Here is a 25,233-nt window from a genome sequence, read left to right on the forward strand (position 1 = left end):
CCCGCCGCGTTCACCACGGCAGCGAATACGTCTTCACGTTCGTGAAGCTCTTCATCGCTTCCTGCACGCCTTCCTTGTAGCCGAGCCCCGAATCCTTCACGCCGCCGAACGGCGTGACTTCGAGCCGATAGCCCGGCACTTCGCGCACGTTCACGCTGCCGACTTCCAGCTCGGTGATGAAGCGCGTGATGTGGTCGAAGCGGTTTGTGCACACCGACGACGACAGCGCATAGTCGGTGCTGTTCGACATCCGGATCGCTTCGTCGATGTCGCGAAAGCGCATGATCGGCGACACGGGGCCGAACGTCTCGTACTTCACGAGCGGCATATCGGGCGTCACGCGATCGATCACCGTCGGCGAATACAGCGCGCCGTCGCGCACGTTGCCGACCAGCAGCCGCGCGCCGCGCGAAATTGCATCGTTCACCTGCTGCTCGCAGAACTTCGCGGCCGCTTCGTCGATCACGGTGCCCATGTCGACCGACGGATCGGACGGATTGCCGTACGACCATGCGCGCGTTTTTTCGACGACCAGCTCGGTGAAGCGATCGGCCACCGACGCGTGCACGAGCATCCGCTTGATCGCCGTGCAGCGCTGCCCCGAGTTCTTGTACGAGCCCGACACCGCGAGCGTGCTCGCTTCGTCGAGATCGGCATCTTCCATCACGATGATCGGATCGTTACCGCCGAGTTCGAGCACCGCGCGCCGGTAGCCCATCCGCGACGCGATCGACTTGCCGATCGACACTCCGCCCGTGAACGTGATGAGGTCGATCGCCGGGTTCGTGATCAGCTCGTCGGCGATTTCCCTCGGGTTTCCGGTAATCACCTGCAGCATCTGCGGCGGCAGGCCGGCTTCGTACAGGATGTCCGCGAACAGGTAGCACGACAGCGGCACCTTCTCGGAAGGCTTCACGACGATCCGGTTGTTGGTCGCGACCGACGGCACGATCTTGTGCGCGACCTGGTTCATCGGATGGTTGAACGGCGTGATCGCCGAAATCACGCCGAGCAGCGGATCGCGCTGCGTGTACACGCGGCGCTTCTTGCCGTGCGGCGTCAGATCGCACGAGAAGATCTGCCCGTCGTCCTTCAGCACTTCACCGGCGCCGAACGTCAGCACGTCGGCCACGCGGCCCGCCTCGTACGTCGAATCCTTGATGCACAACCCGGCCTCGGCCGTGATCAGCGCCGCGATCTCCGCCGTGCGCGAGCGCACGATGTCGGCCGCACGGCGCAGGATCGCCGCGCGATCGTGACGCGTGAGCGTCGGCCGGTAGGCACGCGCGACCGCGAACGCGCGGCGCACATCGTCGAGCGTCGCTTTCGGTACGGTGCCGACCAGCGAGCCGTCGTACGGGTTGCGCACGTCGATGACGGCGTCGCGCCACACGCGCTGCCCGTCGATGCGCAACGCTTCGTGCCGCACGCCGGACGCGGGAACCGGCTTCAGGACCGTACTCATGTCGTCTCCGTCTTGGTGTTGAGTGATCGTGGCCACGCAATCGGGTGTCGCGGCGCGCACTAGCGCATCACGACCAGCCCTTCGTATTCAAGGCAGCGGCACAGCGTTGCCCATGCCGGCGAGTCGGGCCACGCTCGCGCGCCGGTGTCGATGCGGATCGGCCGCCCGAATTCGCGCGATGCACACGCCAGCAGCGTGTGCGCGATACCGCAGCGCCGGTAGGCGGGTTCGACGAACAGCCGCGTGAGCGACGGCGATCGTGCGGCACCTCCGCCGTCGTCGTCGATGCCGAGTTCGCCGATCGCCTCGTCGTCGCGATACGCGACCGCCGTCGCGCGAGCGTCGTCGAACACGATGCGGATCACGCGCGCGCAGCGATCCCTGAACACGACGACGTGCATGGCACCCCTCCTTCGCATCACGATGCAGGCGCACGCGATGCGCGCACGCCTCCCTGCGCCCGCGTACCGGGGAGTTATCCGGATCGTCCAGGGGCGACGAGTTGAGTATCGTCTTGCCACGTCGGCACGCAGTAGTGCCAGTCGACACCTTTCATTGAGTCCACATCCGCGGCGCGACGCGCGTATTCTCGCGACACCGCGCCTCTCGCGGGCCTGCGCCCCCACTGCGCGCACCGCCTCGCGTTTCCCGTACCGATCACAGGAGGAAGCATGCCGAGTCGTACCCCGACCGCCTTATGGGCCCAGCAGTTCCGGCGGTCGTCGGCGTCGAGCCTGCAGGACCAGATCCGGCGCATGCTGGTCGCCGCGATCCTCGACGGCCAGCTCGCGCCCGATGCCGCCCTGCCGTCGAGCCGCGAGCTCGCCGATCAGCTCGGCGTCGCGCGCAACACCGTCGTGCTCGCGTACCAGATGCTCGTCGAAGAGGGCTACCTGATCTCGCGCGAACGCAGCGGGCACTTCGTGAACCCGAAGATGCTCGAAGGCGTGCCGGGCTTCGCAACCGCCAAGCCGGGCGAGAAGCCGGACGGCAACGACACGCCGGGCCGCCCCGCGTGGGAGAAGCGCATCGCGCATCCGCCGTCGAGGCAGCGCAACATCGTGAAGCCCGCGAACTGGCAGCACTACGAATTCCCGTTCATCTACGGGCAGTTCGACCAGTCGCTGTTCCCGACCAACGACTGGCGCGAATGCTGCCTGAAGGCGCTGTCGGTGATGGAGATCCGCAACTGGGCGCCCGACCTGATCGAGCGCGACGACGAATCGCTGATCCAGCAGATTCGCACGCGCGTGCTGCCGCGACGCGGCGTGTTCGCGATGCCCGACGAGATCGTCGTCACGAACGGCTGCCAGCAGGCGCTGTACCTGATCGCGGACCTGCTGTGCGGCAAGCACACGACGGTCGGCTTCGAGAACCCCGGCTATCCCGACGCGCGCAACATCTTCGAGAACCGCAACGCGCGGCTGCTGCCGCTGCCCGTCGACGGCCACGGGATCGCGCCCGATGCGCTCGGCGACACGCTGTCACGCTGCGACTACGTGTACGTGACGCCGAGCCATCAGTGCCCGACCACCGCGACGATGCCGGTCGAGCGCCGCCGCGCGCTGCTCGATTGCGCGCAGCAGCACGACTTTGTGATCATCGAGGACGACTACGAGAGCGAGAACACGTTCTCCGGCACGCCGCATCCGGCGCTGAAGAGCCTCGACACGGCAGACCGCGTGATCTACGTCGGCAGCCTGTCGAAGACGTTCGCGCCGGGCCTGCGGCTCGGCTACGTGGTCGGGCCGCGCGAGCTGATCCGCGAGTTGCGCGCGCTGCGGCGACTGATGGTGCGCCATCCGGTCGCGTACATTCAGCGCGCATTCGCGACCTTTCTCGCGCTCGGCCATCACGACGCGCTGCTGCGCCGGCTTGCCCATGCATACAGCGAGCGCTCGCAGGCGCTGATGGCGGCGCTCGATGCGCATTTGCCGGAAGCGCGCTACGTGCCCGTGACGGGTGGCGCGTCGTGCTGGGTCGAGGGACCGGCGTGGCTCGATGCGGCGCGGCTCGCGGCAGATGCGCAGGAGGCCGGGATTCTGATCGAACCGGGCGGCGTGTTCTTCACGAACGACGACAGCAATGCGCGCCGCTGCTTCCGGATGGGTTTCTCCGCGATTCCGCTCGAGCGGATCGAGCCCGGCGTGCGGGCGCTGGCGGAATGCATGCGCTCGCAAAAGCCGGGCGCCTGACCGGATGCGAACAGGTGTCGCGCAGCGGATCGCGCGACGTCACGCTTTCATCGACCACAATCACGCATCCGGCAACGATCTCGGCTTTCGTTGAGCCGGAAGGATGACATCGGTGCCGCAAGCGTCGCTCCCGTGCGACGCTTGCGGATGCCCGTCGTAACGATCGATCGCGTTGCCCCTGAAGGGCACGCCTGCGGGCCTCCGTTCGAGTACCGGTCGCCTTCACGCACGCAACACGCATCGACTCGATCGGCACGTTGTTGCCCGCTTTGTCGCAAGGCACGGCTTTCGCCACTCGCACTCCGAATCCGTTTCACCCGCCGATACCACGCCACTGCCCGCCATCGTTTCCATTCGTTTAGTAAATCTAATAAAAACATTACAAATCCGTTATTCGGATTGACAGCGAATTCATACGAATCCTAGTGTTACGACGCAACAAGACGGCAACAAACCACAGCGATTCCGCGATTCGATCGTCGGGATCGTCAAGGCAAAAAAATGCATCTCCAACTGGAGGGGGCGATCATGAATCGATTCACGACGCTTGCGGCGTTGCTCGCCGCGGCGTGCGCGTTGAGCGGGTGCGGTGGCGGTGACGGCAGCGACGGAACAGCGGCGTCGATACTGGCCGCGCATCCGGCGGAATCCTCGGCCGAGGCGGCCGACACGACGAATCTCGACGACAACCGCGGCCTGTCGCTGACGCAGTATGTCGACCCGCTGATCGGCACACTCGCGAGCAATTCGCCGAACCCGGTGCCGGCGGGACAGGCCGGCAGCGTCGTGCCGGCCGCCGGGCTGCCGTCGGGCATGGTGCAATGGGCGCCCGACACCAACACCACGCCGGCGCCGAACGACAGCAAGGAGCCGAACTCGCCCGCCGGTTACTACTACGACATTCATTCGATCCAGGGTTTCAGCGTCACGCACATGCCAGGCGCCGGCTGCAGCGGCAACAACGGCGAATTCCCCGTCATGCCGACCACCGACGCAACGCAACTCGTTCCGACCTTCAGTCATGCGAACGAAACGGCTCGACCCGGCTACTATTCTGTCCTGCTCGATTCGCAGATCAAGGTGGAACTGACCGCCACCCTGCGCACCGGCTTCGGCCGGTTCACCTACCCGGCCGGCAAACCCGCGCTGCTGGTGCTCGACGCGACGCGCACCAATACCAAGACCTCGACCACCGGCGCGATCACGCAGGTTTCCGGCAGCGCGATCTCAGGCAGCACGATCGGTGGCGGCTTCTGCGGCAACTCGGTGCCGGTACCCGTCTACTTCTATGCCGCGTTCGACCAGGCCTTCACGTCGGCGTCGATTTCGCACGGCGTGGCGCAACTCGGCTTCCGCCCCGGCCAGGCGGTCGGGATGAAGATCGGCATTTCGTACGTCAGCGTCGCCAATGCAAAGGCCAACCTCGACGCGGAAAATCGCGGCTGGGACTTCGAGGGCGTACGCACGCAGGCGGACCACAGCTGGAACGACCGCCTCAATGCGATCCGCGTGGCGGGCGGCACGCTCGACGCGAAGAAGAAGTTCTACACGGCGCTCTATCACGCGCTGTGGGCGCCCAGTACCTTCAGCGACGTGAACGGCCAGTACATCGGCTTCGACAACACCGTGCACCAGCTCGCCAAAGGCCAGAAGGCGCAGTATTCGTCGTTCTCGGGCTGGGACATCTACCGTTCGCTGATCCAGCTCAAGGCGATCCTCAACCCGTCCGAGACCAGCGACATGATCCAGTCGCTCGTCAACGACGCCGATCAGTGCGGCGCGATTCCGCACTGGGTCAACGACAACGTCGAGGACGGCGTGATGCCGGGCGATGCCGGCTCGCTGATCGTCGCGAGCGCCCATGCATTCGGCGCACGGCGCTTCGATACCCGGTCCGCGCTGCAGCACATGGTGAAGATGGCGAACATCCCCGGCACCGCCTGCAACAACGTGACCACCAACGGTGGCCGCGCGAGCTACCTGCAGGGCGGCTACATCACCGGCGGAGAGTGGGGACAGGCTTCGTCGACGCTCGAATACACGAGCAGCGACTTCGCGATCTCGCGCTTTGCCGGCGCACTCGGCGATACCGCCACGCAGCGCATGCTGCTGAGCCGCTCGGCCTACTGGCAGAACCTGCTCAATACCGCGCTGACGCCGCCGCTGATCGCGGCGCGGCAATCGAACGGCGCGTGGATACCCGAAACGCCGAGCAGCGGCGACAACTATGTGGAGGGCAACGCCGAACAGTACACGTGGATGGTGCCGTACAACGCGGCTGGCCTGTTCGCGCAACTGGGCGGCAATACGGCCGTGACGTCGCGGCTCGACCAGTTCTTCACGGTGCTCAATGCCGGCCTGAGCCTGCCGAACTTCTACATGGGCAACGAGCCGACCTTCGAGGTGCCGTGGCTCTACAACTGGGCCGCGCAACCGTCGGGCACGCAGCGCGTGGTGCAGCAGATCATGGGCAGCGCGTTCGGCACCGGCCCCGACGGCCTGCCGGGCAACGACGACCTCGGCGCCGTGTCGGGCTGGTACGTGTGGGGCGCGCTGGGCCTGTACCCGCAGATCCCCGGCGTGGCGGGCCTGGCGATCGGCAGCCCGCAGTTCCCGCAGATCGACGTGCGGCTCGGCAACGGCCACACCTGGCGGATCCGCGCCGCAGGCGCGCCGGCCTCGAGCTATGTGCAGTCGCTGTCGATCAACGGCCGCGCGCACCCTGCCGCATGGGTCGCCTATGACGACATCGCCAACGGCGCGACGCTGCACTTCGCGATGGGCAGCGCACCGTCGCAATGGGGCGTGCAGACGCAGCCGCCGTCGTTCGGCGTGCCGGTGGCGGTCAACTCGGCCGACAGCTACAACAACCGCGGCTTCAGCGTGGATGGCGCGACCAATACCGACGGCCAGGGCGCGGACTTCGACGGCAGCCTGTTCAGCTACTCGATCAATGCGCTGGGCGCGGCGGGCGTGCAGCCGGGCAAGCCGTTCGCGGTGGCCGGCGCCAGCGTGACGGTGGCGGGCGGGCCGCTCTCGCTCGACAACACCGTGACCGTCGGCCAGACCGTGATGCTGCCGCCGGGATCGTCCGGCACCGGCGTCGTGGTGCTCGGTTCGGCCAACAACGGCCCGAGCAGCGGCACCGCGCAGCTGAACTTCGCGGACGGGTCGAGTCAGGCCGTCACGCTGGCCTTCGACGACTGGACGCTGAACGGCGGCAGTGCGAGCCCAAGCTCGACGGTGGCCGTCACGATGGCCTACCGCAATGCCGGCAACGGTCAGCAGGACAACGTCAAGACCTACATCTTCGCGCAGAAGATTCCCGTGCCGCCCGGCAAGGCAGTGACGAGCATCGTGCTGCCGCGGCAGGTCAGCGCCGGCAAGATGCACGTGTTCGGCATCGGCATGACGGCTTCGTGATGCCCGCATGACCCACGGGGGCACATCGCACGCGACGATGTGCCCCCGGCTCCTCCTGCTTGCCTGCGTCGCGCGACGTGAAAACCTGCTCGGTCGAAGCCAGTTCACTCCCGACGCCAATCTCCCCCCCTTCCGCCACTGTCCGCGCACGCCACGCTCATCGACCTGATTCAACGTCGCGTCATGCGAGACGGCACGCATTCGGATCAAGCCGCGCGTCCCACCACGTCGGCAACGCCATGAACAGGCGAACGCGCCCTGCGTCCGCCGCTGGCCCAACCGAAACCCCCGAACTGGCGCTACCGCCAAAAACGAGCGCTCACTAACGTGTCGATACCGCGTGCCGCATGCGCGCCAGCGCCTTGCACACCGCCCACCATTCGACAGGAGACACGTTATGTCCGACACGCTCACCGCCCCCGCCACGGCCGCCACGCTCGCGGCGTTTTCCGACGCCTTCAACCGGCACGACGCCAATGCACTGATGGGCTTCATGACCGAAGACTGCGTGTTCGACGCGGCCGGCGGCCCCGACATCCACGGTACGCGCTTCGTCGGCCGCGACGCCGTGCGCGCCGCGTTCGAGGCCGTGTTCAAGACCTTCCCCGACGCACATTGGGGCAATGGCCGTCACTACGTCGCCAGCGAGCGCGGCGTATCCGAGTGGGTGTTCACGGGCACACACGCCGAAGGCTGGCGCATCGAGGCCGAAGGCTGCGACCTGTTCGAGTTCCGTGACGGGCTGATCGCCGTCAAGCGCGCATTCCGCAAGGAACGGCCGAAGCAGCCGGCCTGAACGCGCCCCTCGCGCGCAAGCCGGGCTACCCAGCCTCGCGCGCGTTTTGAAACGAATCATTTCATTTCATTCCACATTCCCCGGCAGCAGCTGGAATGACTTGACCGGCTTTTCCCGGCAAATAGCATCTGGAACAAGACGTTCCATTAATTGAACAATCGGAGACAACCCATGAGCGAACAATCCACTTCCCTGCGTGCATCGACCAGCGGCCCGCAGGACATGACGCCGTCCGAAGCCTTCGTCGAAACCCTCGCGGCCAACGGCGTGACCGACATGTTCGGCATCATGGGCTCCGCGTTCATGGATGCGATGGATATCTTCGCGCCGGCCGGCATCCGCCTGATCCCGGTCGTGCACGAACAGGGCGCGGGCCACATGGCCGACGGCTATGCCCGCGTGTCGGGCCGTCACGGCGTCGTAATCGGCCAGAACGGCCCCGGCATCAGCAACTGCGTGACGGCCATCGCGGCCGCTTACTGGGCGCACAGCCCGGTCGTGATCGTCACACCCGAAGCCGGCACGATGGGCATCGGCCTCGGCGGCTTCCAGGAAGCGAACCAGTTGCCGATGTTCCAGGAATTCACGAAGTACCAGGGCCACGTCACGCACCCGGCGCGGATGGCCGAATTCACCGCGCGCTGCTTCGACCGCGCACAGGCCGAGATGGGCCCGACGCAACTGAACATTCCGCGCGACTACTTCTACGGCAAGGTCAAGGTCGAGATCCCGCAACCGCGCCGGCTCGATCGCGGCGCCGGCGGCGAGCAGAGCCTCGACGATGCGGCCGAACTGATCGCGCAGGCGAAGTTCCCGGTGATCATCTCGGGCGGCGGCGTCGTGATGGCCGACGCGATCGAGGAATGCAAGGCGCTCGCCGAGCGGCTCGGCGCGCCGGTCGTCAACAGCTACCTGCACAACGATTCGTTCCCGGCGAACCACCCGCTGTGGTGCGGCCCGCTCGGCTACCAGGGCTCGAAGGCCGCGATGAAGCTGCTGTCTCGCGCGGACGTCGTGATCGCGCTCGGCTCGCGCCTCGGGCCGTTCGGCACGCTGCCGCAGCACGGGATGGACTACTGGCCGAAGGACGCGAAGATCATCCAGATCGACGCCGACCACAAGATGCTCGGCCTCGTGAAGAAGATCTCGGTCGGCATCTGCGGCGACGCGAAGGCCGCGGCCGTCGCACTCACGCAGCGCCTTGAAGGCCGCACGCTCGCGAGCGACGGCTCGCGCGGCGAGCGCGCCGACCAGATCGCGACCGAAAAGGCCGCGTGGGAAAAGGAACTCGACGACTGGACGCACGAGCGCGACGCGTACAGCCTCGACATGATCGACGAGCAGAAGAACGAAAAGACCTTCAACGGCGGCCGCTACCTGCATCCGCGCCAGGTGCTGCGCGAACTCGAGAAGGCGATGCCCGAGGACGTGATGGTGTCGACCGACATCGGCAACATCAACTCGGTCGCGAACAGCTACTTGCGCTTCAACAAGCCGCGCAGCTTCTTCGCGGCGATGAGCTGGGGCAACTGCGGCTACGCGTTCCCGACGATCATCGGCGCGAAGGTTGCCGCCCCGCACCGCCCGGCCGTGTCGTATGCGGGCGACGGCGCGTGGGGCATGAGCCTGATGGAGACGATGACCTGCGTGCGCCACAACATCCCGGTCACGGCCGTCGTGTTCCACAACCGTCAATGGGGTGCGGAGAAGAAGAACCAGGTCGACTTCTACAACCGCCGCTTCGTCGCCGGTGAACTCGACAACCAGAGCTTCGCGGAGATCGCGCGGGCGATGGGCGCCGAAGGCATCACGGTCGACCGTCTCGAGGATGTCGGCCCCGCACTCAAGCGCGCGATCGACATGCAGATGAACGAAGGCAAGACGACGATCATCGAGATCATGTGCACGCGCGAGCTCGGCGATCCGTTCCGCCGCGATGCGCTGTCGAAGCCGGTGCGCATGCTCGACAAGTACAAGGACTACGTATGATGCCGCGTCGCTGACGCAAGCGCTTCCGGCCGTGCCCTTCCCGCACGGCCGGCACCCGGCCGGACGCCGTGCCCCGTGCGGGCCGCCGCATCCGGCCTTTTTTACTTCGAATTCCCGATGAAAGCCCTCGACCGCATTCTCGAATCCGCGCGCCGCCAGCCGATGCGCATCGCGCTGTGCGAAGCCGACGATCCGCGCGTGCTGCAAGCCGCCGCACGCGCGACGCGCGACGGCATCGCCCGCATCGTGCTCGTCGGCGACCGTGCGGCCATCCACGCGGCGGCCGCGCGCGACGCGATCGACCTCGACGGCATGACGCTCGTCGATCCGGCTACCGCGCCGCAACGCGATGCGTATGCCGACGCGCTGCATGCGCTGCGCGCCAAAAAAGGCATGACCGCCGACGCGGCACGCGACGCAGTGCGCGACCCGTTGACCTGGGCGAACCTGATGGTGCGGCTCGGCGACGCGGACGGTTCGGTCGCGGGCGCCGTGCATGCGACCGCCGACGTCGTGCGCGCCGCAATCCAGCTGATCGGCGTCGATCCGGCCTTCCGGATCGTGTCGAGCTTCTTCCTGATGATGCTGTGCGAGCCGTTCCACACGATCAAGGGCGGGCTGATCTTCTCCGACTGCGCGCTCGTCGTCGATCCGGACGCCAACCAGCTCGCCGAGATCGCGATGGCCGCCGCCGACAGCGCGCTTGCGTTGCTCGGCGAGGCGCCGCGCGTCGCGATGCTGTCGTTCTCGACGAGCGGCAGCGCGCATCATGCGGCCGTCGACAAGGTGACGGCCGCGACCGCGCGCGTGCGCGCACTGCGCCCCGCCCTCGCGATCGACGGCGACGTGCAGCTCGACGCGGCGATCGTCACCGAGATCGCCGAGCGCAAGATCGCGCATTCGCAGGTGGGCGGCCACGCGAACGTGCTCGTGTTCCCGAGCCTCGAAGCCGGCAACATCGGCTACAAGCTCGCCGAGCGGATCGGCCGCGCGAAGGCCGTCGGCCCGCTGCTGCAGGGGTTGCGCCGGCCCGCGAACGACCTGTCGCGCGGCTGCGGCGCGGACGACGTGTATCACGTGATCGCGGCAACCACCGTGCAGGCGCAGGCGGCCGCGCAACGCGCCGCGACCGGCGAGGCCGCGCACGCATGACGGCCGACAAACTGGCGATCCTGATCGCGGTGATCGGCGCTGGCAGCTATTTCCAGACCGTCACGGGCTTCGGCCTCGGGATGATCGTGATGGGCGTGACGAGCGGGTTCGGGCTCGCGCCGCTCGCCACCGTCGCCACGCTGATGAGTGTCGTGTCGCTCGCGAACGGTGCGACCGCGCTGCCGGGCCGGCTGCATCACATCGACTGGCGCGCGGTCGGCGCGGCGACACTCGGCATCCTGCCGTCGGTCGTCGCCGGCGTGTTGCTGCTCGAATGCCTGAGCCGCTCGGCGGCCGACCTGTTGCAACTGATCCTCGGCGCGGTCGTGCTGTACGGCGGCCTGAGTGCGGCGCTGCGCCCGACGCCGCTGGCCGAGCGCTCGGACAATCGCAGCTTCTTCGTCAGCGGCCTGTTCGGCGGCTTGCTGAGCGGGATGTTCGGCGTGTCGGGGCCGCCGCTGATCTTCCAGTTCTACCGGCAGCCCCTGACGCTCGTGCAGATCCGCTGCGCGCTGATCGTGCTGTTCACGACGACCTCGGCCACACGCGTGCTGTACAGCGCATGCGAAGGCCAGCTCGATCGCGACATCTGGCTGCTGGCCGCATTCGCGACGCCGGTCGTGATGCTGATGACGGTCGCCGGCCGCCACTACCCGCCGCCGCTGTCGCCCGTCGCGCTGCGGCGGCTCGCGTTCGGCGTGCTGATGGCGATCGGCGTCGGGCTGATCGCGACGTCGCTGCCTGCGCTGTTGCATCGCGGCTGATCTTCATTCGATTTCACCGCCGCGCGCCGATCCAGCCCGCGATTTCGACGAGCCGTTTCATGTCCGGCGCCGACGCGAGGTCGATCGCGAGCCGGTGCCGGTAGTACGGGCCGAGATCGAGCCCGACGCCGAGCCCGAGGACTTCGACGCGGCCGGCCGCTTCCTGGCGTGCGACCACCTGTTTCAGATGGTTGTCGAGATAGAACGGATCGTTCGCGAGCGCCGTCGCGCCGTCCATCGGGCTGCCGTCCGAGATCACGACGAGAATCCTTCTCGCCTCCGGCCGCGCCGCGAGCCGCGCGCATGCCCATTCGACCGCTTCGCCGTCGATGCCTTCGCGGAACAGGTCGGCCTTGAACAGCGCGGCGATGCCGGTGCGCGCATGCCGCCAGCGCGTGTCGGCGTCCTTGAACACCAGGTGGCCGGTTTCGTTGAGCCTGCCCGGGTGGCGCGGCTTGCCGCGTGCGAGCCAGTCCTGCCGCGCGCGGCCGCCGTTCCACGCGAGCGTCGTGAAGCCGAGCACTTCGGTCGCGAGACCCGCGGCGTCGCCCGCGCGCGCCAGTGTGTCGACCATCAGCGCGACGTCGTCGATCCATGCCTTCATCGAACCCGAGCAGTCGATCAGGAACGTGAGCGCGCAATCGGCATGCGGGCGCACGCGTTCGAGCCGGAACAGCCGCCGTTCGGCCGGCGAGCTGACGAGCTGCGCGAGCCGGCGGCCATCGAGGCGGCCCTGCTCCTCGCCGAACGACCAGCCGTCGGCCTGCGGCACGACAAGCGCCGCGCGCAGCACGCGAGCGAGCCGCGTGACGTTGATCCGCTGCGCGGCGACCTGCGCATCGAGCCGCTCGCGGTACTCGCGCAGCAATGCCGGACGGATCTGCGTGGCCGGCCGCCACTCGCGGTCATAGCGCGTCGTGTACGCACGATAGACCGCGCCGCCGCCGTGCAGCACGACGCTGTCGCCCGTTTCCACGAGCGCCGGCAGGTCGATGCCCGTATCGTCGAAATCGACCCATAGCGAGAAATTCGTCAGCGCATCGTCCTGCTCGCGTGCGTCCTCCGTCTCCGTGTCGACGACGGCCGCGCGCGCGTCGCGGATCATCGACGCAATGCGTCGCGCGAGCGCCAGCGCGTGTTCCGCGAATGCGCGCTGATCGTGCCGGCACCGCTTGAGCCCCGCGAGCGGCACGCCGATCTCGGGCACGATCGCCGCGCGCGATGCTTCGATCAGGTCTTCCGTTTCCTCGAGTACGGGCCAGCCCGTCAGCCGCGACCAGGCGATCTGCGCGACCGTGTAGACGAGGATCCCGACATGCGTATCGGCCTGCCCCGACCGATGAAACGCGCGCGACCAGGTTTCGAAGCGATGGCGCAGGTTCTGCACGATGCCGCGCATCGCAGGCGGTGCGAGCGATTCGCAGCGCAGTTGCTCGAGCATTTCGAACAGCACGCGCTCGATCGGATCGTCGCCCGACAGCGCGCGATGCAGGCCGGCATCGGAATGCAGGATGCGCAGCGCCGCACCGTCGGCCGCGCCGCGCCACGACGCGAGATCGTCCTCGGCGGCCTGCGCGCGCACGTGCGGCGCATGGATCGGCAGCGGACGCAGGTCGCGGCACACGCGGCCCGCGCGGTAATGCAGCGCCGCGTCGCGCGTCAGCGCGCGCACGGTCGACGCGCCGAGCGCCTCGCGCGCCGACGCGCGGCGCGCCGCATCCCGATCGGCGCTCACCGCGCGGCTCCCGGCTCGCCGCCGGCGCGCGACGCAACCGCCAGCTCCTCGCCGAAACAGCGCTGGTAATACTCGGCGACAACCGGCCGCTCGGCGTCGTCGCACTTGTTCAGGAACGTGAGCCGGAATGCGAGCGCCGGATCGCGGAAAATCTGGCAGTTCTCGGCCCAGTTGATCACGGTGCGCGGCGACATCAGCGTGGACAGATCGCCGGTCGCGAAACCGTTGCGCGTCAGCTCCGCGAGGCTCACCATCGATTCGAGCAGCGGGCGGCCGGCTTCGTCCGCGAGTTCCGGCACGCGCGCACGCACGATGCCGATCTCCTCGTCGCGCGGCAGGTAGTCGAGCGTCGCGACCACGTTCCAGCGGTCCATCTGCGCATGGTTGAGCATCTGCGTGCCGTGATAAAGCCCGTTTAGGTTGCCGAGCCCGACCGTGTTCGCGGTCGCGAACAGCCGGAACGACGGATGTGGATGGATCACGCGGTTCTGGTCGAGCAGCGTGAACTTGCCGTCGCGCTCCAGGATCCGCTGGATCACGAACATCACGTCGGGCCGCCCCGCGTCGTATTCATCGAAGATCAGCGCGACGGGCCGCTGCAGCGCCCACGGCACGATTCCTTCCTGGAATTCGGTCACCTGCACGTCGTCGCGCACGACGATCGCATCCTTGCCGACGAGGTCGAGCCGGCTGATGTGGCCGTCGAGGTTCACGCGCACGCACGGCCAGTTCAGCCGCGCGGCGACCTGCTCGATATGCGTGGACTTGCCGGTGCCGTGCATCCCCTGCACGAGCACGCGGCGGTTGCGCGCGAAGCCCGCGAGAATCGCGAGCGTCACGTCCGGGTTGAAGCGGTACGCGGCGTCGACATCGGGCACGTGATCGTCGCGCGCGCTGAACGCCGGCACCATCAGGTCCGAATCGACACCGAACCGTTCGCGGACCGACACCATGCAGTCCGGCTTGTTCGTCACCCCATCCATTGCACTGCGCTCCTGTCTGATATTTGCGGAACGATGCGTTCCGTTGCCGAAAATCCGTGCCGGTTCGCCGCGCCCGTCGCCCCGCGCGGCCGGCCTGCCGGGCCGTTCGGTACAATGACCGCAGTCCAGTTTCCGGAACGCCCGACATGCTGCCCGCGGATACGCCCACGCTGCGCGCCTTCGCGCTGCTCGAACATCTCGTCCAGGCCGGCGACGCCGTGTCGCTCGCCGATCTCGCGCGCAACGTCGATATCCCGAAGGCATCGCTGCACCGGATGCTCGCGTCGCTCGAAGCCGGCGGCCTCGTGATCCGCGAGCCGGGCAACAAGAACGCATACGCGATCGGCCCGCGCCTCGCACAGCTCGGCACCGGCGTGATGCTGCATGCGGGCGCGCGCCGGCTACGCCATGCGATCCTCGAACGGCTCGTCGCCGATCTCGGCGAAACCTGCAACCTGACCGCGCTGCACGATACGGACGTCGTCTATCTCGACCGCGTCGAGGCCGACTGGCCGCTGCGGCTCGACCTGAAGCCCGGCTCGCGCGTGCCCGCTTACTGCAGCGCCAGCGGCAAACTGCTGCTCGCACTGCTGCCGCGCGACGAACGCGCGGCGCTGGTCCGTGCGATGGCGCTGCCGCGCCACACGCCGAACACGATTTCCGACCCCGAGCTGCTCGAAGCCGAACTCGATCGCACTGCGCACAAGGGCGTCGCGATCGACAACGAGGAATTCGTCGCGGGCATCGTGTGCATCGCGGCACCGATCCTCGGCGACGACGGCACGTGCATCGCCGCGGTCGCCGTCCATGCGCCCGTGTCGCGCGCACCGCTGTCGCGGCTGCTCGACCACGTGCCGCGCCTGCAGGAAGCAGCCCGCGCGCTCGCGGACACCTTCTAGTCCGGCGCGGCCACCCTCATCCGGCGTCATGACGCGCGCTGGTAGTAGATGTTCTGCGGATGCCGCGCATCCGCGAAGAAGAACCAGCGCTCCGCAACCAGCCCCGCGTACTGGATCACGAATGCCGCGCCGAGCGCGATGGCTGCCGCGACCGACGTGGGCGCGAGCGCACCGGCTCCCGTCAGCACGAACGGCACCGCGAACGCGCCGATCAGGAAGCCGGCCTTCACCGCGCGCAGCGTACCGTTGCCCTGGCCGTGAAAGAACTCCTTCGTATTGAACGCGCTGGCCGTGAAGCCGCGCGACTTCTGTTCGACCTTCTCATTGCGGATCCCCGTCGCGCTCTGCACGGTCGACTTCGGCCGCAGTCGCGCATTGCGCGCGAGCGACGCGAGCCGGGCCACGCCGCCCGCGAGCGTCAGCACGCAGGCGGCCACCGCGAGCTGGCCCACCAGCGCCGGCGCGAGCCATGCGGCGCAGGCCGTCGCCAGCGTGCAGCCCGACGCGCAGCCGAGCAGCACGAAGTTCACGAGCGTCAGCGGGCTCGCCCACTCCTGCAGGAAGCGCAGGCACGCGTAGATCATCGCGGTGCACACGAACAGCGCGACGCTCGCGAGCGCACCGGCCGCACCGATCAGCAGCGTGCCGGGCCAGCCGAACAGGTGCGCCGCGCCATACGCGAACGCACACGCGAGAAACACCGGCAGCGCAATGCATTCACGCGACAGCCACGACGTGCGCCACATCGCGATCGCGCGCCATGCGCGTTCGGGGTGGCCGAGATGGAAGAACGACGCGACCAGGCCGAGCACGCCGAGCGCGACCGACAGCGCGGCGCCGGTCACGTAGAACGCGGCGGGCACGTCGACGCCGGCCAGCCGCGCCAACGCCTCGACGATCACGAGCGTCAGCAGCAGGCCCTGTGCGGCGCCGCACAGCGTGGTGAGAAAAACGACCGAAAAGGCTGGGCGCATGGGGACTCCGTGTGGTTCTGAATGAAATGCGCGGCGCTCAGCGCGGCGTCGCCAGCGAAACGAGATCGATGTCGCCGCGCGCCGCGCGGGCCTCGAACGACTCGTCTTCATTGCGCCCGTCCGACGCGCTGCCGCATCCGCCGCTACTGCCACACGCGCACGACGCTTCGGTCTTCACGCGCGGCAGGTAATGATTCGACGGCCGCGTGTCCCATTCCGGCATCAACGTATAGCCGCCGCGTTCGCGGATCGCGCGCGACACCTCCGACTCGGGATCGTGCACGTCGCCGAACAGCCGCGCCGAGGTCGGACACGCGAGCACGCACGCCGGCTTGCGGTCGCGCTCGGGCAGCGCCTCGTTGTCGATGCGGTCCGCGCACAGCGTGCACTTCGTCATCTCCTTGCGGCCTTCGTCGAGCTCGCGTGCGCCGTACGGGCACGCCCATGCGCAGTACTTGCAGCCGATGCACTTGTCGTAGTCGACCAGCACGATCCCGTCCGACTTGCGCTTGTAGCTCGCGCCGGTCGGACACACGGGCACGCACGGCGGATCCTCGCAGTGCAGGCACGACTTCGGGAAGTGGATCGTGTCGGTCATCGGGAACACGCCGGCTTCGTACGTCTGCACGCGGTTGAAGAACGTGCCGGACGGATCGTCGTCGTACGGGCGCAGGTCGGCGAGGCTGCCGGCTTCGCCCGACGTGTTCCACTCCTTGCAACTCGTCACGCAGGCATGGCAGCCGACGCACACGTTCAGGTCGATGACGAGGGCCATCTGGGTCATGGTCGTGCTCCTTCGATCAACGGTCGTCTGGTTTCGGACCGGGGGACGCCGCGCGCCGCAGCCGCGCGGCGAATGCGCCGGTTCCCGCGAAATACGCCTGCACGCGCTGCAGCACGCGCGGCGTGCCGGGCAGCGCCGGCATCGGCGCGAATTGCGGCAGCGTCGTCGCCGCATCGGCTTCGGCCGGATAGATCCGCACCTGCACGTCGTACCAACCGGCCTGCCCCGTGACGGGATCGGAGTTCGATACGCGCGCACCGTCTCGCGCCGCATCCGGCAGTTCGTCGGTGATCACGTGATTGAGCAGGAAGCCGCGCTGCGATTCACCCGCGTCCGGGCCGAGATTCCACGCGCCCGACGCCTTGCCGATCGCGTTCCACGTCCACACGGTGCCCGGCTCCACGGCCTCGCTGTAGCGCGCGCGGCACCGCACCTTGCCCCACGGCGATTCGACGTAGATCCACGCGCCGTCGTCGATCTGCTGCGCGGCGGCCGTCACCGGGTTCACGAACAGGTGGTTCTCGCCGTGGATCTGCCGCAGCCACGCGTTCTGCGAATCCCACGAGTGGTACATCGCCATCGGCCGCTGCGTGATCGCCGCGAGCGGATAGCGGCCCGCATCGGTCAACCCGCTTTCGAGCGAGCGATGCCAGAACGGCAGCGGGTCGAAGTAGCGCGCGATGCGCTCGCGCAGATGGTCGGGCGGCTGGCGGCCCGACGTGCGGCCCTGCGCGGCGAGCCGGAATTTCTGCATCACGTCCGAGTACAGCTGGATCACGATCGGCACGCCGAACTTGCGCATCCCGTTGTCGACCGCCCACTGCATGTACGGGCCGTTGCAGTTGCGCATGTACTGCAACGGCTCCGGCAGCCGGTGGTGGTACACGCAGTTGTTCTCCGCGTAACGCTTCCACTGGTCGGGGTTCGGCTCGCCGACGACGGCCTTGTCGCCGTCCTTGCCGCGCCAGCCGATCAGGAAACCGGTGCCCGAATTCGGCGCGGTCTGGAAATTGATGACGAAATCGGGATAGTCGCGGTACTTGCGCTGCCCGTCCGCCGTCGTGAAGGCCGGAAACTTCAGCCGGCTCGCGAGTTCGATCAGCACTTCCTGGAACGGCTTGCATTCGCCGGTCGGCGGCACGACCGGCACGCGCACCGAATCGACCGGCCCGTCGAATTCGGAGATCGGCCGGTCGAGCACCGACATCACGTCGTGCCGTTCGAGGTAGGTCGTGTCGGGCAGGATCAGGTCGGCGAACGCCGTCATCTCAGACGCGAAGGCATCGCACACGACCAGGAACGGAATCCGGTATTCGCCGTCCTCGCGCTTGTCGACCAGCATCTTGCGCACTTCCGTCGTGTTCATCGACGAATTCCACGCCATGTTGGCCATGAAGATCAGCAGCGTGTCGATCGGATAGGGATCGCCGCGCCACGCATTGGTGATCACCGAATGCATGAGCCCGTGCACCGCGAGCGGGTATTCCCACGAGAACGCCTTGTCGAGCCGCGCAGGCGTGCCGTCCGGATGGACGAACAGATCCTCGGGGCCGGCCGGCCAGCCGAGCGGGCCGGTCGCGAGCGGCGTGTTCGGCCTGATCTGGGCCGGGTCGTTCGGCGGTTTCGCCGACGGCGGCACCGCGCGCGGATATGGCGCCTTGTGGCGGAAACCGCCCGGCCGGTCGATCGTGCCGAGCAGCGACATCAGCACGGCGAGCGCACGGATCGTCTGGAAACCGTTCGAATGCGCGGCGAGCCCGCGCATCGCATGGAACGCGATCGGCACGCCCTTCACTGTCGCATGCTCCTTGCCCCATGAATCGGTCCAGCGCACCGGCAATTCGATTGCGTGCTCGCGCGCGACCGTCTCCATCTCGCGGGCGAGGCGGCGGATCGTGTCGGCCGCGATGCCGGTGATGTCGGCCGCCCATTCGGGCGTGCAGTCGGCTACCTGTTCGCGCAGCAGCGTGAACGACGGCGCGACGGGCGTGCCGTCGTCGAGTGTGTAGCGGCCGTCGAGCGCCGGCTCGGCGCCCTCCGTGTGGTGCAGCACCGCGCGGTTCGTCTTCGTGTCCCACCACATCCGGTTCTGCGGATACAGCGCGTTGACCTCCGGCGCGCCGGCATCGCGCACGAACAGCCCGGAGGTTTCGGCATCGGCGCGCAGGTCGATCAGTTCGCCGGCGTTCGTGAAGCGCGACACGAACTCCAGGTCAAACGCGTCGCGCGCGATCAACTCGTGCATCAGCGCCATGAACAGCGCGCCGTCGGTGCCGGGGCGGATCGGAATCCATTCGTCGGCGATCGCCGCGTAACCGGTGCGCACCGGATTGATCGCGATGAAACGGCCGCCCGCGCGCTTGAACTTGCCGAGCGCGATCTTCAGTGGATTCGAATGGTGATCCTCCGCGGTGCCGATCATGAAGAACAGCTTCGCGTGGTCGAGATCGGGCCCGCCGAACTCCCAGAACGAGCCGCCGATCGTGTAGATCATCCCGGCCGCCATGTTCGCCGAGCAGAACCCGCCGTGCGCCGCATAGTTCGGCGTGCCGAACTGTTTCGCGAACAGGCCCGTGAGCGCCTGCATCTGGTCGCGGCCGGTAAACAGCGCGAAGCGCTTCGGATCAGTCGCGCGCAGGTGCGACAGGCGCTTTTCGAGCACGTCGAACGCGACCTCCCACGACACGGGCTCGAACTGCGCGTCGCCGCGCTCGGCGCCCGGCTTGCGCATCAGCGGCTGCGTGAGCCGCGCGGGCGAATACTGCTTCATGATTCCCGACGAACCTTTCGCGCAGATGACGCCCTGGTTCAGCGGATGCTGCGGATTGCCGTCGATATAGCGCACCTCGCCGTCGCGCAGGTGTACGCGGATGCCGCAGCGGCATGCGCACATGTAGCAGGTCGTCGTCTTGATCTCGGCCTGCTCGTCGCGCTCGCGTGCCCGATGTTCCATCGTCTGTCCTCGTTCGCGGATGACGGCGCGCCCCGCCGGGGCGCACCCGTGAATCGGTTCATCCATGCTATGCCGGCAGGCGGCCGACATAAAGTCGCATCCTCTGATCGGTCCTATCGGTCGACCCGATAGTTGGCCCCGCCATCCATCGGATCGCCGCCGTGCCCGCACGCGCGAAGGCCCGGCGCGCGCACCGGGCCTTCGGCGTCAGGTATTACCGCCCGTTACCGCGGCGGATACGCCAGCAGCTCACTTTCGTCCAGATGCTCGCGGCGGCTGCGGCGCGTCAGGCCGTACGCGACGACCAGCACGCCGAGGCTCGCGACGCCGAGCCACAGCGGCTTGCGCTGGTCCGGAATGAACGCCATCGCGACGAGGATGCCGATCATGCCGACGATCGCGACCCAGGTCAGGTACGGATACGCCCACATCTTGACGCGCAGCTTGCCGGCGGCCACCGGGTCGAGACGCTTGCGCAGGCGCAGTTGCGAGAACGCGATCAGCACGTACACGAACAGCGCGACGGTGCCGTACGAATTGACGAGGAACGCGAACACGGTGTCGGGCGACACGTACGACATCACGACCGACACGTAGCCGAACACCGTGCCGAGCAGGATCGCCCGCACCGGCACGCCGCGCTTGTTGACCTTCGCGAGCGCGGCCGGCGCGTCGCCGTGGCGAGTCAGCGCGAACAGCATCCGCGATGCCGCATACAGGCCCGAGTTCAGTGCGGACAGCACGGCCGTCAGCACGATCGCGTTCATCACGTTGGCGGCGGCCGGCAGGCCCATCACTTCCAGCGCGCTCACGTACGGCGTCGCCATCTGCGCGGAATTCCACGGCACCAGCGCGACGACCAGCGCGACCGACCCGACGTAGAACACCAGCACGCGCGTGATCACCGAGTTGGTTGCCTTCGCGACGGCCTTGGCCGGCTCCTTCGCCTCCGCCGCCGCGATCGTGACGATTTCAGCGCCGAAGTAGAAGCCGGTAGCCGCGACCGCCCCGCTCATCACCGGCCCGATGCCGAGCGGCATGAAGCCGCCGTGGCCGAGCAGCGTCGGCAGCACGGCCGTCGTGTGCATCGACGCGGGCCACAGGCCGAGCACGTAGAGGCCGCCGAGGAACAGGAACACGACGATCGCACCGACCTTGATCGACGAGAACCAGAATTCGAACTCGCCGTAGCTGCCGACCGAGATCAGGTTCGTGAGCGTCAGCACGACCAGCAGCGCGAGGCTGATGATCCACGCCGGTGTGTCGGGCAGCCAGAACTGGATCAGCTTCGCGCCCGCCACCGCTTCGAGCGCGACGACGATCACCCAGAAATACCAGTACATCCAGCCGGTCAGGAAACCCGCCATCTTGCCGGGGCCGCGCCAGTTGCCGAACGCGAGCCGCGCGTATTCGTAGAACGAGCCGACGGCCGGCATCGCGCACGCCATCTCGCCGAGCATCCGCATCACGAGCACGACCAGCCCGCCCGTGATCAGGAACGACAGGATCGCGGCCGGCCCGGTCTGCTGAATCACCACGCCGCTGCCGACGAACAGCCCGGCACCGATCACGCCGCCAAGCGCGATCATCGTCATGTGGCGCTGCTTGAGCCCACATTTCAGGTCACTCTGTTCCATCGAGGGTTGCATGTCTTCTCCATATCCAGTTGTCCGGCACCGCCCGCGCATCACCGTCGGGTGAACGCGAGCGCCGCCGGCGACGGCGCGTGCAGGGGCGCCTGCAGCCCCGGCCGCACGGATTTCTGTTGCTTTTCTTGTGTTGGACGGCCCGGCGCGAACGCGCTCTCGCCGGGCGTGATGCACCGCGTTCAGGGTTTCTCGTCGTTCCTGAAGTACGACACGTAGAGCATTCGCTGCCCGAGGCGCCGGAACGGCGCGAACGGGTGGCCCGGCAGCGGCGACGTGAAGATCGGCAGCGTCTGGCGTGCACCCTTCCCCGCGATCTGCTCGGCGAGCCGGCGGCCGGCCTGCTGCGAGTACGACACGCCGTTGCCGCCATAGCCGAGCGCGTAATACACCGACTGCCGCGGATCGGGCTGGCACACGCGCGGCATCATGTCGTGGCTCACGTCGACCCAGCCCCACCACGAATAATCGATCTCCACGCCGCGCAGCGCGGGAAACTTGCGCGCCATCCCTTCCTTCAGCAATTCGAAATGGCGCGGGTTCGGCGCATCGTCGCCGGTGATCGCGCTGCGGCTGCCGATCTGCAAGCGGCGATCGGGCAGGAAACGATAGTAGAAGCGCAGCGTGCGCGTATCGGTCAGCACCTGCGTCGTGCGGAAATTGCACGCTTCGATCTCGGCGTCGATGAGCGGCCGTGTGACCATCGAATTCGACAGGATCGGCATCACCTTGCTGCGCAGCGACGGATGCAGCGTCTGCGCGGTGTATGCGCCGGTCGCGATGCCCACTGCACGGGCCCGCACGACGCCGCCCGGCGTACGCAGATGATGCACGCCGTCGATCGTCTCGAAACCGAGCACGGGGCTGCTCGTATGCACTTTCGCACCGGCTTCGCGCGCAAGACGCAGGTAGCCGAACGCGAGCTTCAGCGCATGGATGCCGATGCCTTCGGGCTCGTGCAGCGCGCCGGCCGCCTCGTGGTCGTTGATGAATTCGCGGCGGAAGGTTTCCGCGCTCAGCAGTTCGGACGGATAGCCGAACACGTCCTTCCACACCTTCGCCTCGGCCGCGAGCTTCGCCATGATGCGCGGGCGATGGGCGATCAGGAAATGGCCGCCCGGCTGCGGATCGCAGTCGATTTCCGACACGAGCGACTTGAAGTTTTCGAAGCCTTCGAGGATCTCGTCGTGCATCTTCAGCGCGACATCCTTGCCCCAGCGCTCGATCCACTGCGAGCGCGACAGCCGGCCCGACGCGTTCTGCCCCTGCCCGCCGTTGCGGCTGCTGCAGCCCCAGCTCGTGCGGTTGGCCTCGAGCACGACAGCCTTGATGCCGTGATCCCGCGCGAGGCACAGCGCGGTCGCGAGCCCCGTGTAGCCGGCGCCGATGATCGCGACGTCGACATCGAGATCGCGCGTGACGGGGCCGTCGTCGGGCGGCAGCGTGCCGGCCGTCGCGACCCAGTAGGTCGGCGCGTACTGCCTGCCGCACCCTGGGCCCGGCGACACGAGCGGATCGTAGGTCGGGTCGTAACGCGTATCGTTCGGCCGGCCGCCGGCAAAACCGCTCGCGGTGCGTTCGATGGAAGGCGTCGACATGATCAACCCTCCGACGCGGGCGAGCCTGCTGCGCCGCAACGGGCGCACGAGGCGATTCGACTGACTGATGCGGGGCGCGCGCATGCGGCGCGAGCGAATGCTGCCGACTGCCTGTAGGTCATGCCTGTCTCCTGATCGTGCTCTTCGGGTCGATCGTGTGCAGATGCTTCAATGCGGCGATCTGTCGAGGCAAGTGTAGGCAGGCCGATTTTTCGCAGGTAGGGCCAGTGGACCGGATTCGCTTGGACCAGCGCGCAGGGGTGCCGAACGCAGGCAACCGGTGGTGTGTGACGATCGGCAGTGGCCGCTGCGCGGGCCTGACACCGCCGGGACGTCGAACGGCGGGCGGCACCGGACGACCGGCTGACGACAACGGTCAGCGGCACGGGCACGGGCACGGGCGCGGCGCTCGCCGACGACCGCGCCGTCGATACGCCCCCGCGCCGCGCCCCATCCTGTCGTCGTCACATCGCGCGCACCGCGACGCCCGCCATCGCATCGCGCTTCTCGATCGCCCGCGCCGACACGATCGACAGGAGTGCAGACAACATCACGTAAACCCCGACGAGCCACGGTGCCCCGCCGTTCACGCGCAGCAATGCGGTCGCGACGATCGGCGTGAGGCCGCTCGCGAAAATGCCCGACACCTGGTAGACGAACGAAATGCCCGTGTACCGCACGTTCGCATCGAACAGCTCCGCGAACAGCGCGGCCTCCGGCCCGTACGCCATCGCGTAGAAGATCCCGAACGGGATCACCAGCGCGAGCCACACGGCGAGCAGGTTCGTCGACTGCGTCTGCAGCAGCCAGAACGCGGGCAGCACCGACAGCCCGCATAGCGTCGCGCCCCACCGGTACACGCGTGCGCGGCCGAGCCGGTCCGACAGGCCGCCGAAAACCGGGATGAACACGCACATCACGACCGCCGCGCTCATCACGCCGAGCAGCGCATCGCCGCGCGAGATCGACAGGTTGCGCGTCATGTAGCCGATCGAGAACACCGCGAACACGTTGAAGAACACGCCGTCGATATAACGCGCGCCCATCCCGAGCAGGATGGCTTGCCGATAGTTGGCGAGCAGCTCGACGACCGGCAACTTCGTGTCGCGCCGCTGGCGCTTGAGCGCGACGAACTCGGGCGTGTCGGCCACGCGCGTGCGGATGTAGAAGCCGACCGCCACGAGCAGCAGCGACGCCGCGAAGGCGACGCGCCAGCCCCACGCGAGGAACGCGGCGTCCGGCAGCGCACGCGACAGCACCGCGACGACGCCGGCCGCGAGACACAGCCCAATCGCAAGGCCGATCTGTGGCAGGCTCGCATACAGCCCGCGCCGGTGCGGCGGCGCGTATTCGTACGCCATCAGCACCGCGCCGCCCCACTCGCCGCCGAGGCCGATGCCCTGCAACACGCGCAGCGTCAGCAGCAGCACCGGCGCCCACATGCCGATCTGCGCGTAGGTCGGCAGGAACGCGACGCCGGCCGTCGACACGCCCATGATCAGCATCGTCAGGATCAGCGCGGACTTGCGCCCGACGCGGTCGCCGAGATGGCCGAACAGCAAGCCGCCCAGCGGTCGCGTGACGAAGCCGACCGCGAACGTCGCATAGGCGAGCATGGTCGACACGAATGCATCGCCGGCCGGAAAGTACTGCTTGTCGAACACGATGCCGGCGACCACGCCGTACAGGAAAAAGTCGTACCACTCGACGGTCGCGCCGATCACGCTGGCCGCGGCCACGCGTCGGACGACCCGGGAATCGATTGCCATGCGAGCTTCTCCAGGTAAGGATGCGCCGCAACCTGCCCCGGCGCCGTGCCGGCGGGGGCATCGATGAGCGCGCGGCGGCCGTCCGGGCGCAGGAGCACGGGCCGCGCG

At 67.9% G+C, this 25,233-nt stretch carries 17 protein-coding genes; 7 read left to right on the plus strand and 10 right to left on the minus strand.

Annotated features, from left to right (window positions below; all coding sequences use genetic code 11):
- Positions 1-10: 10 nt before the first annotated feature.
- Together phnY and KEC55_RS21695 are read right to left on the minus strand one after the other, a co-directional pair.
- Entirely contained in the window at positions 11-1,465 is a 1,455-nt protein-coding gene (phnY, locus tag KEC55_RS21690; protein ID WP_282510618.1) for a phosphonoacetaldehyde dehydrogenase, read from the minus strand.
- Positions 1,466-1,524: 59 nt separating this feature from the next.
- The gene (locus KEC55_RS21695) at positions 1,525-1,866 is read right to left on the minus strand and encodes a GNAT family N-acetyltransferase (RefSeq protein WP_282510620.1); all 342 of its coding nucleotides are present in this window, start codon (positions 1,864-1,866) and stop codon (positions 1,525-1,527) included.
- Between the two features lie 270 nt (positions 1,867-2,136).
- Here KEC55_RS21695 and KEC55_RS21700 point away from each other — a divergent pair, with 270 nt between their 5' ends.
- The 6 genes from KEC55_RS21700 (at position 2,137) to KEC55_RS21725 (ending at position 11,784) form a co-directional block, all read left to right on the plus strand.
- Entirely contained in the window at positions 2,137-3,660 is a 1,524-nt protein-coding gene (locus KEC55_RS21700; protein WP_282510622.1) for a PLP-dependent aminotransferase family protein, read from the plus strand.
- Between the two features lie 528 nt (positions 3,661-4,188).
- Complete coding sequence (locus KEC55_RS21705) at positions 4,189-7,083, plus strand: GH92 family glycosyl hydrolase (RefSeq protein WP_282510624.1); 2,895 nt, start codon at positions 4,189-4,191, stop codon at positions 7,081-7,083.
- Positions 7,084-7,480: 397 nt separating this feature from the next.
- On the plus strand, positions 7,481-7,879 hold the full coding sequence (locus KEC55_RS21710; RefSeq protein ID WP_282510626.1) for a nuclear transport factor 2 family protein: 399 nt from the start codon (positions 7,481-7,483) through the stop codon (positions 7,877-7,879).
- Between the two features lie 171 nt (positions 7,880-8,050).
- A complete protein-coding gene (gene xsc / locus KEC55_RS21715; RefSeq protein ID WP_282510628.1) occupies positions 8,051-9,868 on the plus strand; it encodes a sulfoacetaldehyde acetyltransferase in 1,818 nt (605 codons plus the stop codon).
- A gap of 117 nt (positions 9,869-9,985) precedes the next feature.
- Positions 9,986-11,020 carry a phosphate acetyltransferase gene (pta, locus tag KEC55_RS21720; RefSeq protein WP_282510630.1) on the plus strand — a complete coding sequence of 345 codons (1,035 nt, stop codon included), beginning with the start codon at positions 9,986-9,988 and terminating at the stop codon, positions 11,018-11,020.
- Positions 11,017-11,784 (plus strand): sulfite exporter TauE/SafE family protein, encoded by a 768-nt coding sequence (locus tag KEC55_RS21725; RefSeq protein ID WP_282510632.1) that lies wholly within the window; start codon positions 11,017-11,019, stop codon positions 11,782-11,784. The genes pta and KEC55_RS21725 overlap by 4 nt, the downstream gene beginning before the upstream one ends.
- Positions 11,785-11,797: 13 nt before the next feature.
- On the opposite strand, the gene KEC55_RS21730 is transcribed toward KEC55_RS21725, so the two are convergent.
- A complete protein-coding gene (locus tag KEC55_RS21730) occupies positions 11,798-13,519 on the minus strand; it encodes a cobaltochelatase CobT-related protein (RefSeq protein ID WP_282510633.1) in 1,722 nt (573 codons plus the stop codon).
- Positions 13,516-14,502: an AAA family ATPase gene (locus tag KEC55_RS21735; protein WP_282510635.1), complete on the minus strand. Its 987-nt coding sequence runs from the start codon at positions 14,500-14,502 to the stop codon at positions 13,516-13,518. The genes KEC55_RS21730 and KEC55_RS21735 overlap by 4 nt, the downstream gene beginning before the upstream one ends.
- 146 nt (positions 14,503-14,648) lie before the next feature.
- On the opposite strand from KEC55_RS21735, the gene KEC55_RS21740 reads away from it, so the two are divergent.
- Entirely contained in the window at positions 14,649-15,401 is a 753-nt protein-coding gene (locus KEC55_RS21740; RefSeq protein WP_282510639.1) for an IclR family transcriptional regulator, read from the plus strand.
- A 26-nt stretch (positions 15,402-15,427) separates the two neighbouring features.
- Here the strand turns inward: KEC55_RS21740 and KEC55_RS21745 are convergent, their stop codons facing one another.
- From KEC55_RS21745 to KEC55_RS21770, 6 genes are all read right to left on the minus strand, one after another.
- Complete coding sequence (locus KEC55_RS21745; protein WP_282510641.1) at positions 15,428-16,375, minus strand: dimethyl sulfoxide reductase anchor subunit family protein; 948 nt, start codon at positions 16,373-16,375, stop codon at positions 15,428-15,430.
- A gap of 37 nt (positions 16,376-16,412) precedes the next feature.
- Positions 16,413-17,159: a 4Fe-4S dicluster domain-containing protein gene (locus KEC55_RS21750; RefSeq protein ID WP_282510643.1), complete on the minus strand. Its 747-nt coding sequence runs from the start codon at positions 17,157-17,159 to the stop codon at positions 16,413-16,415.
- A 16-nt stretch (positions 17,160-17,175) separates the two neighbouring features.
- Positions 17,176-20,112 carry a molybdopterin oxidoreductase family protein gene (locus KEC55_RS21755; RefSeq protein ID WP_282510645.1) on the minus strand — a complete coding sequence of 979 codons (2,937 nt, stop codon included), beginning with the start codon at positions 20,110-20,112 and terminating at the stop codon, positions 17,176-17,178.
- Between the two features lie 224 nt (positions 20,113-20,336).
- The gene (locus KEC55_RS21760) at positions 20,337-21,761 is read right to left on the minus strand and encodes an amino acid permease (RefSeq protein ID WP_282510648.1); all 1,425 of its coding nucleotides are present in this window, start codon (positions 21,759-21,761) and stop codon (positions 20,337-20,339) included.
- A 179-nt stretch (positions 21,762-21,940) separates the two neighbouring features.
- Positions 21,941-23,356 (minus strand): NAD(P)/FAD-dependent oxidoreductase, encoded by a 1,416-nt coding sequence (locus KEC55_RS21765; protein ID WP_282510650.1) that lies wholly within the window; start codon positions 23,354-23,356, stop codon positions 21,941-21,943.
- Between the two features lie 464 nt (positions 23,357-23,820).
- On the minus strand, positions 23,821-25,125 hold the full coding sequence (locus tag KEC55_RS21770; RefSeq protein ID WP_282510652.1) for an MFS transporter: 1,305 nt from the start codon (positions 25,123-25,125) through the stop codon (positions 23,821-23,823).
- Positions 25,126-25,233 lie beyond the last annotated feature (108 nt).

Source organism: Burkholderia cepacia (assembly GCF_029962485.1).
Lineage (GTDB): Bacteria > Pseudomonadota > Gammaproteobacteria > Burkholderiales > Burkholderiaceae > Burkholderia.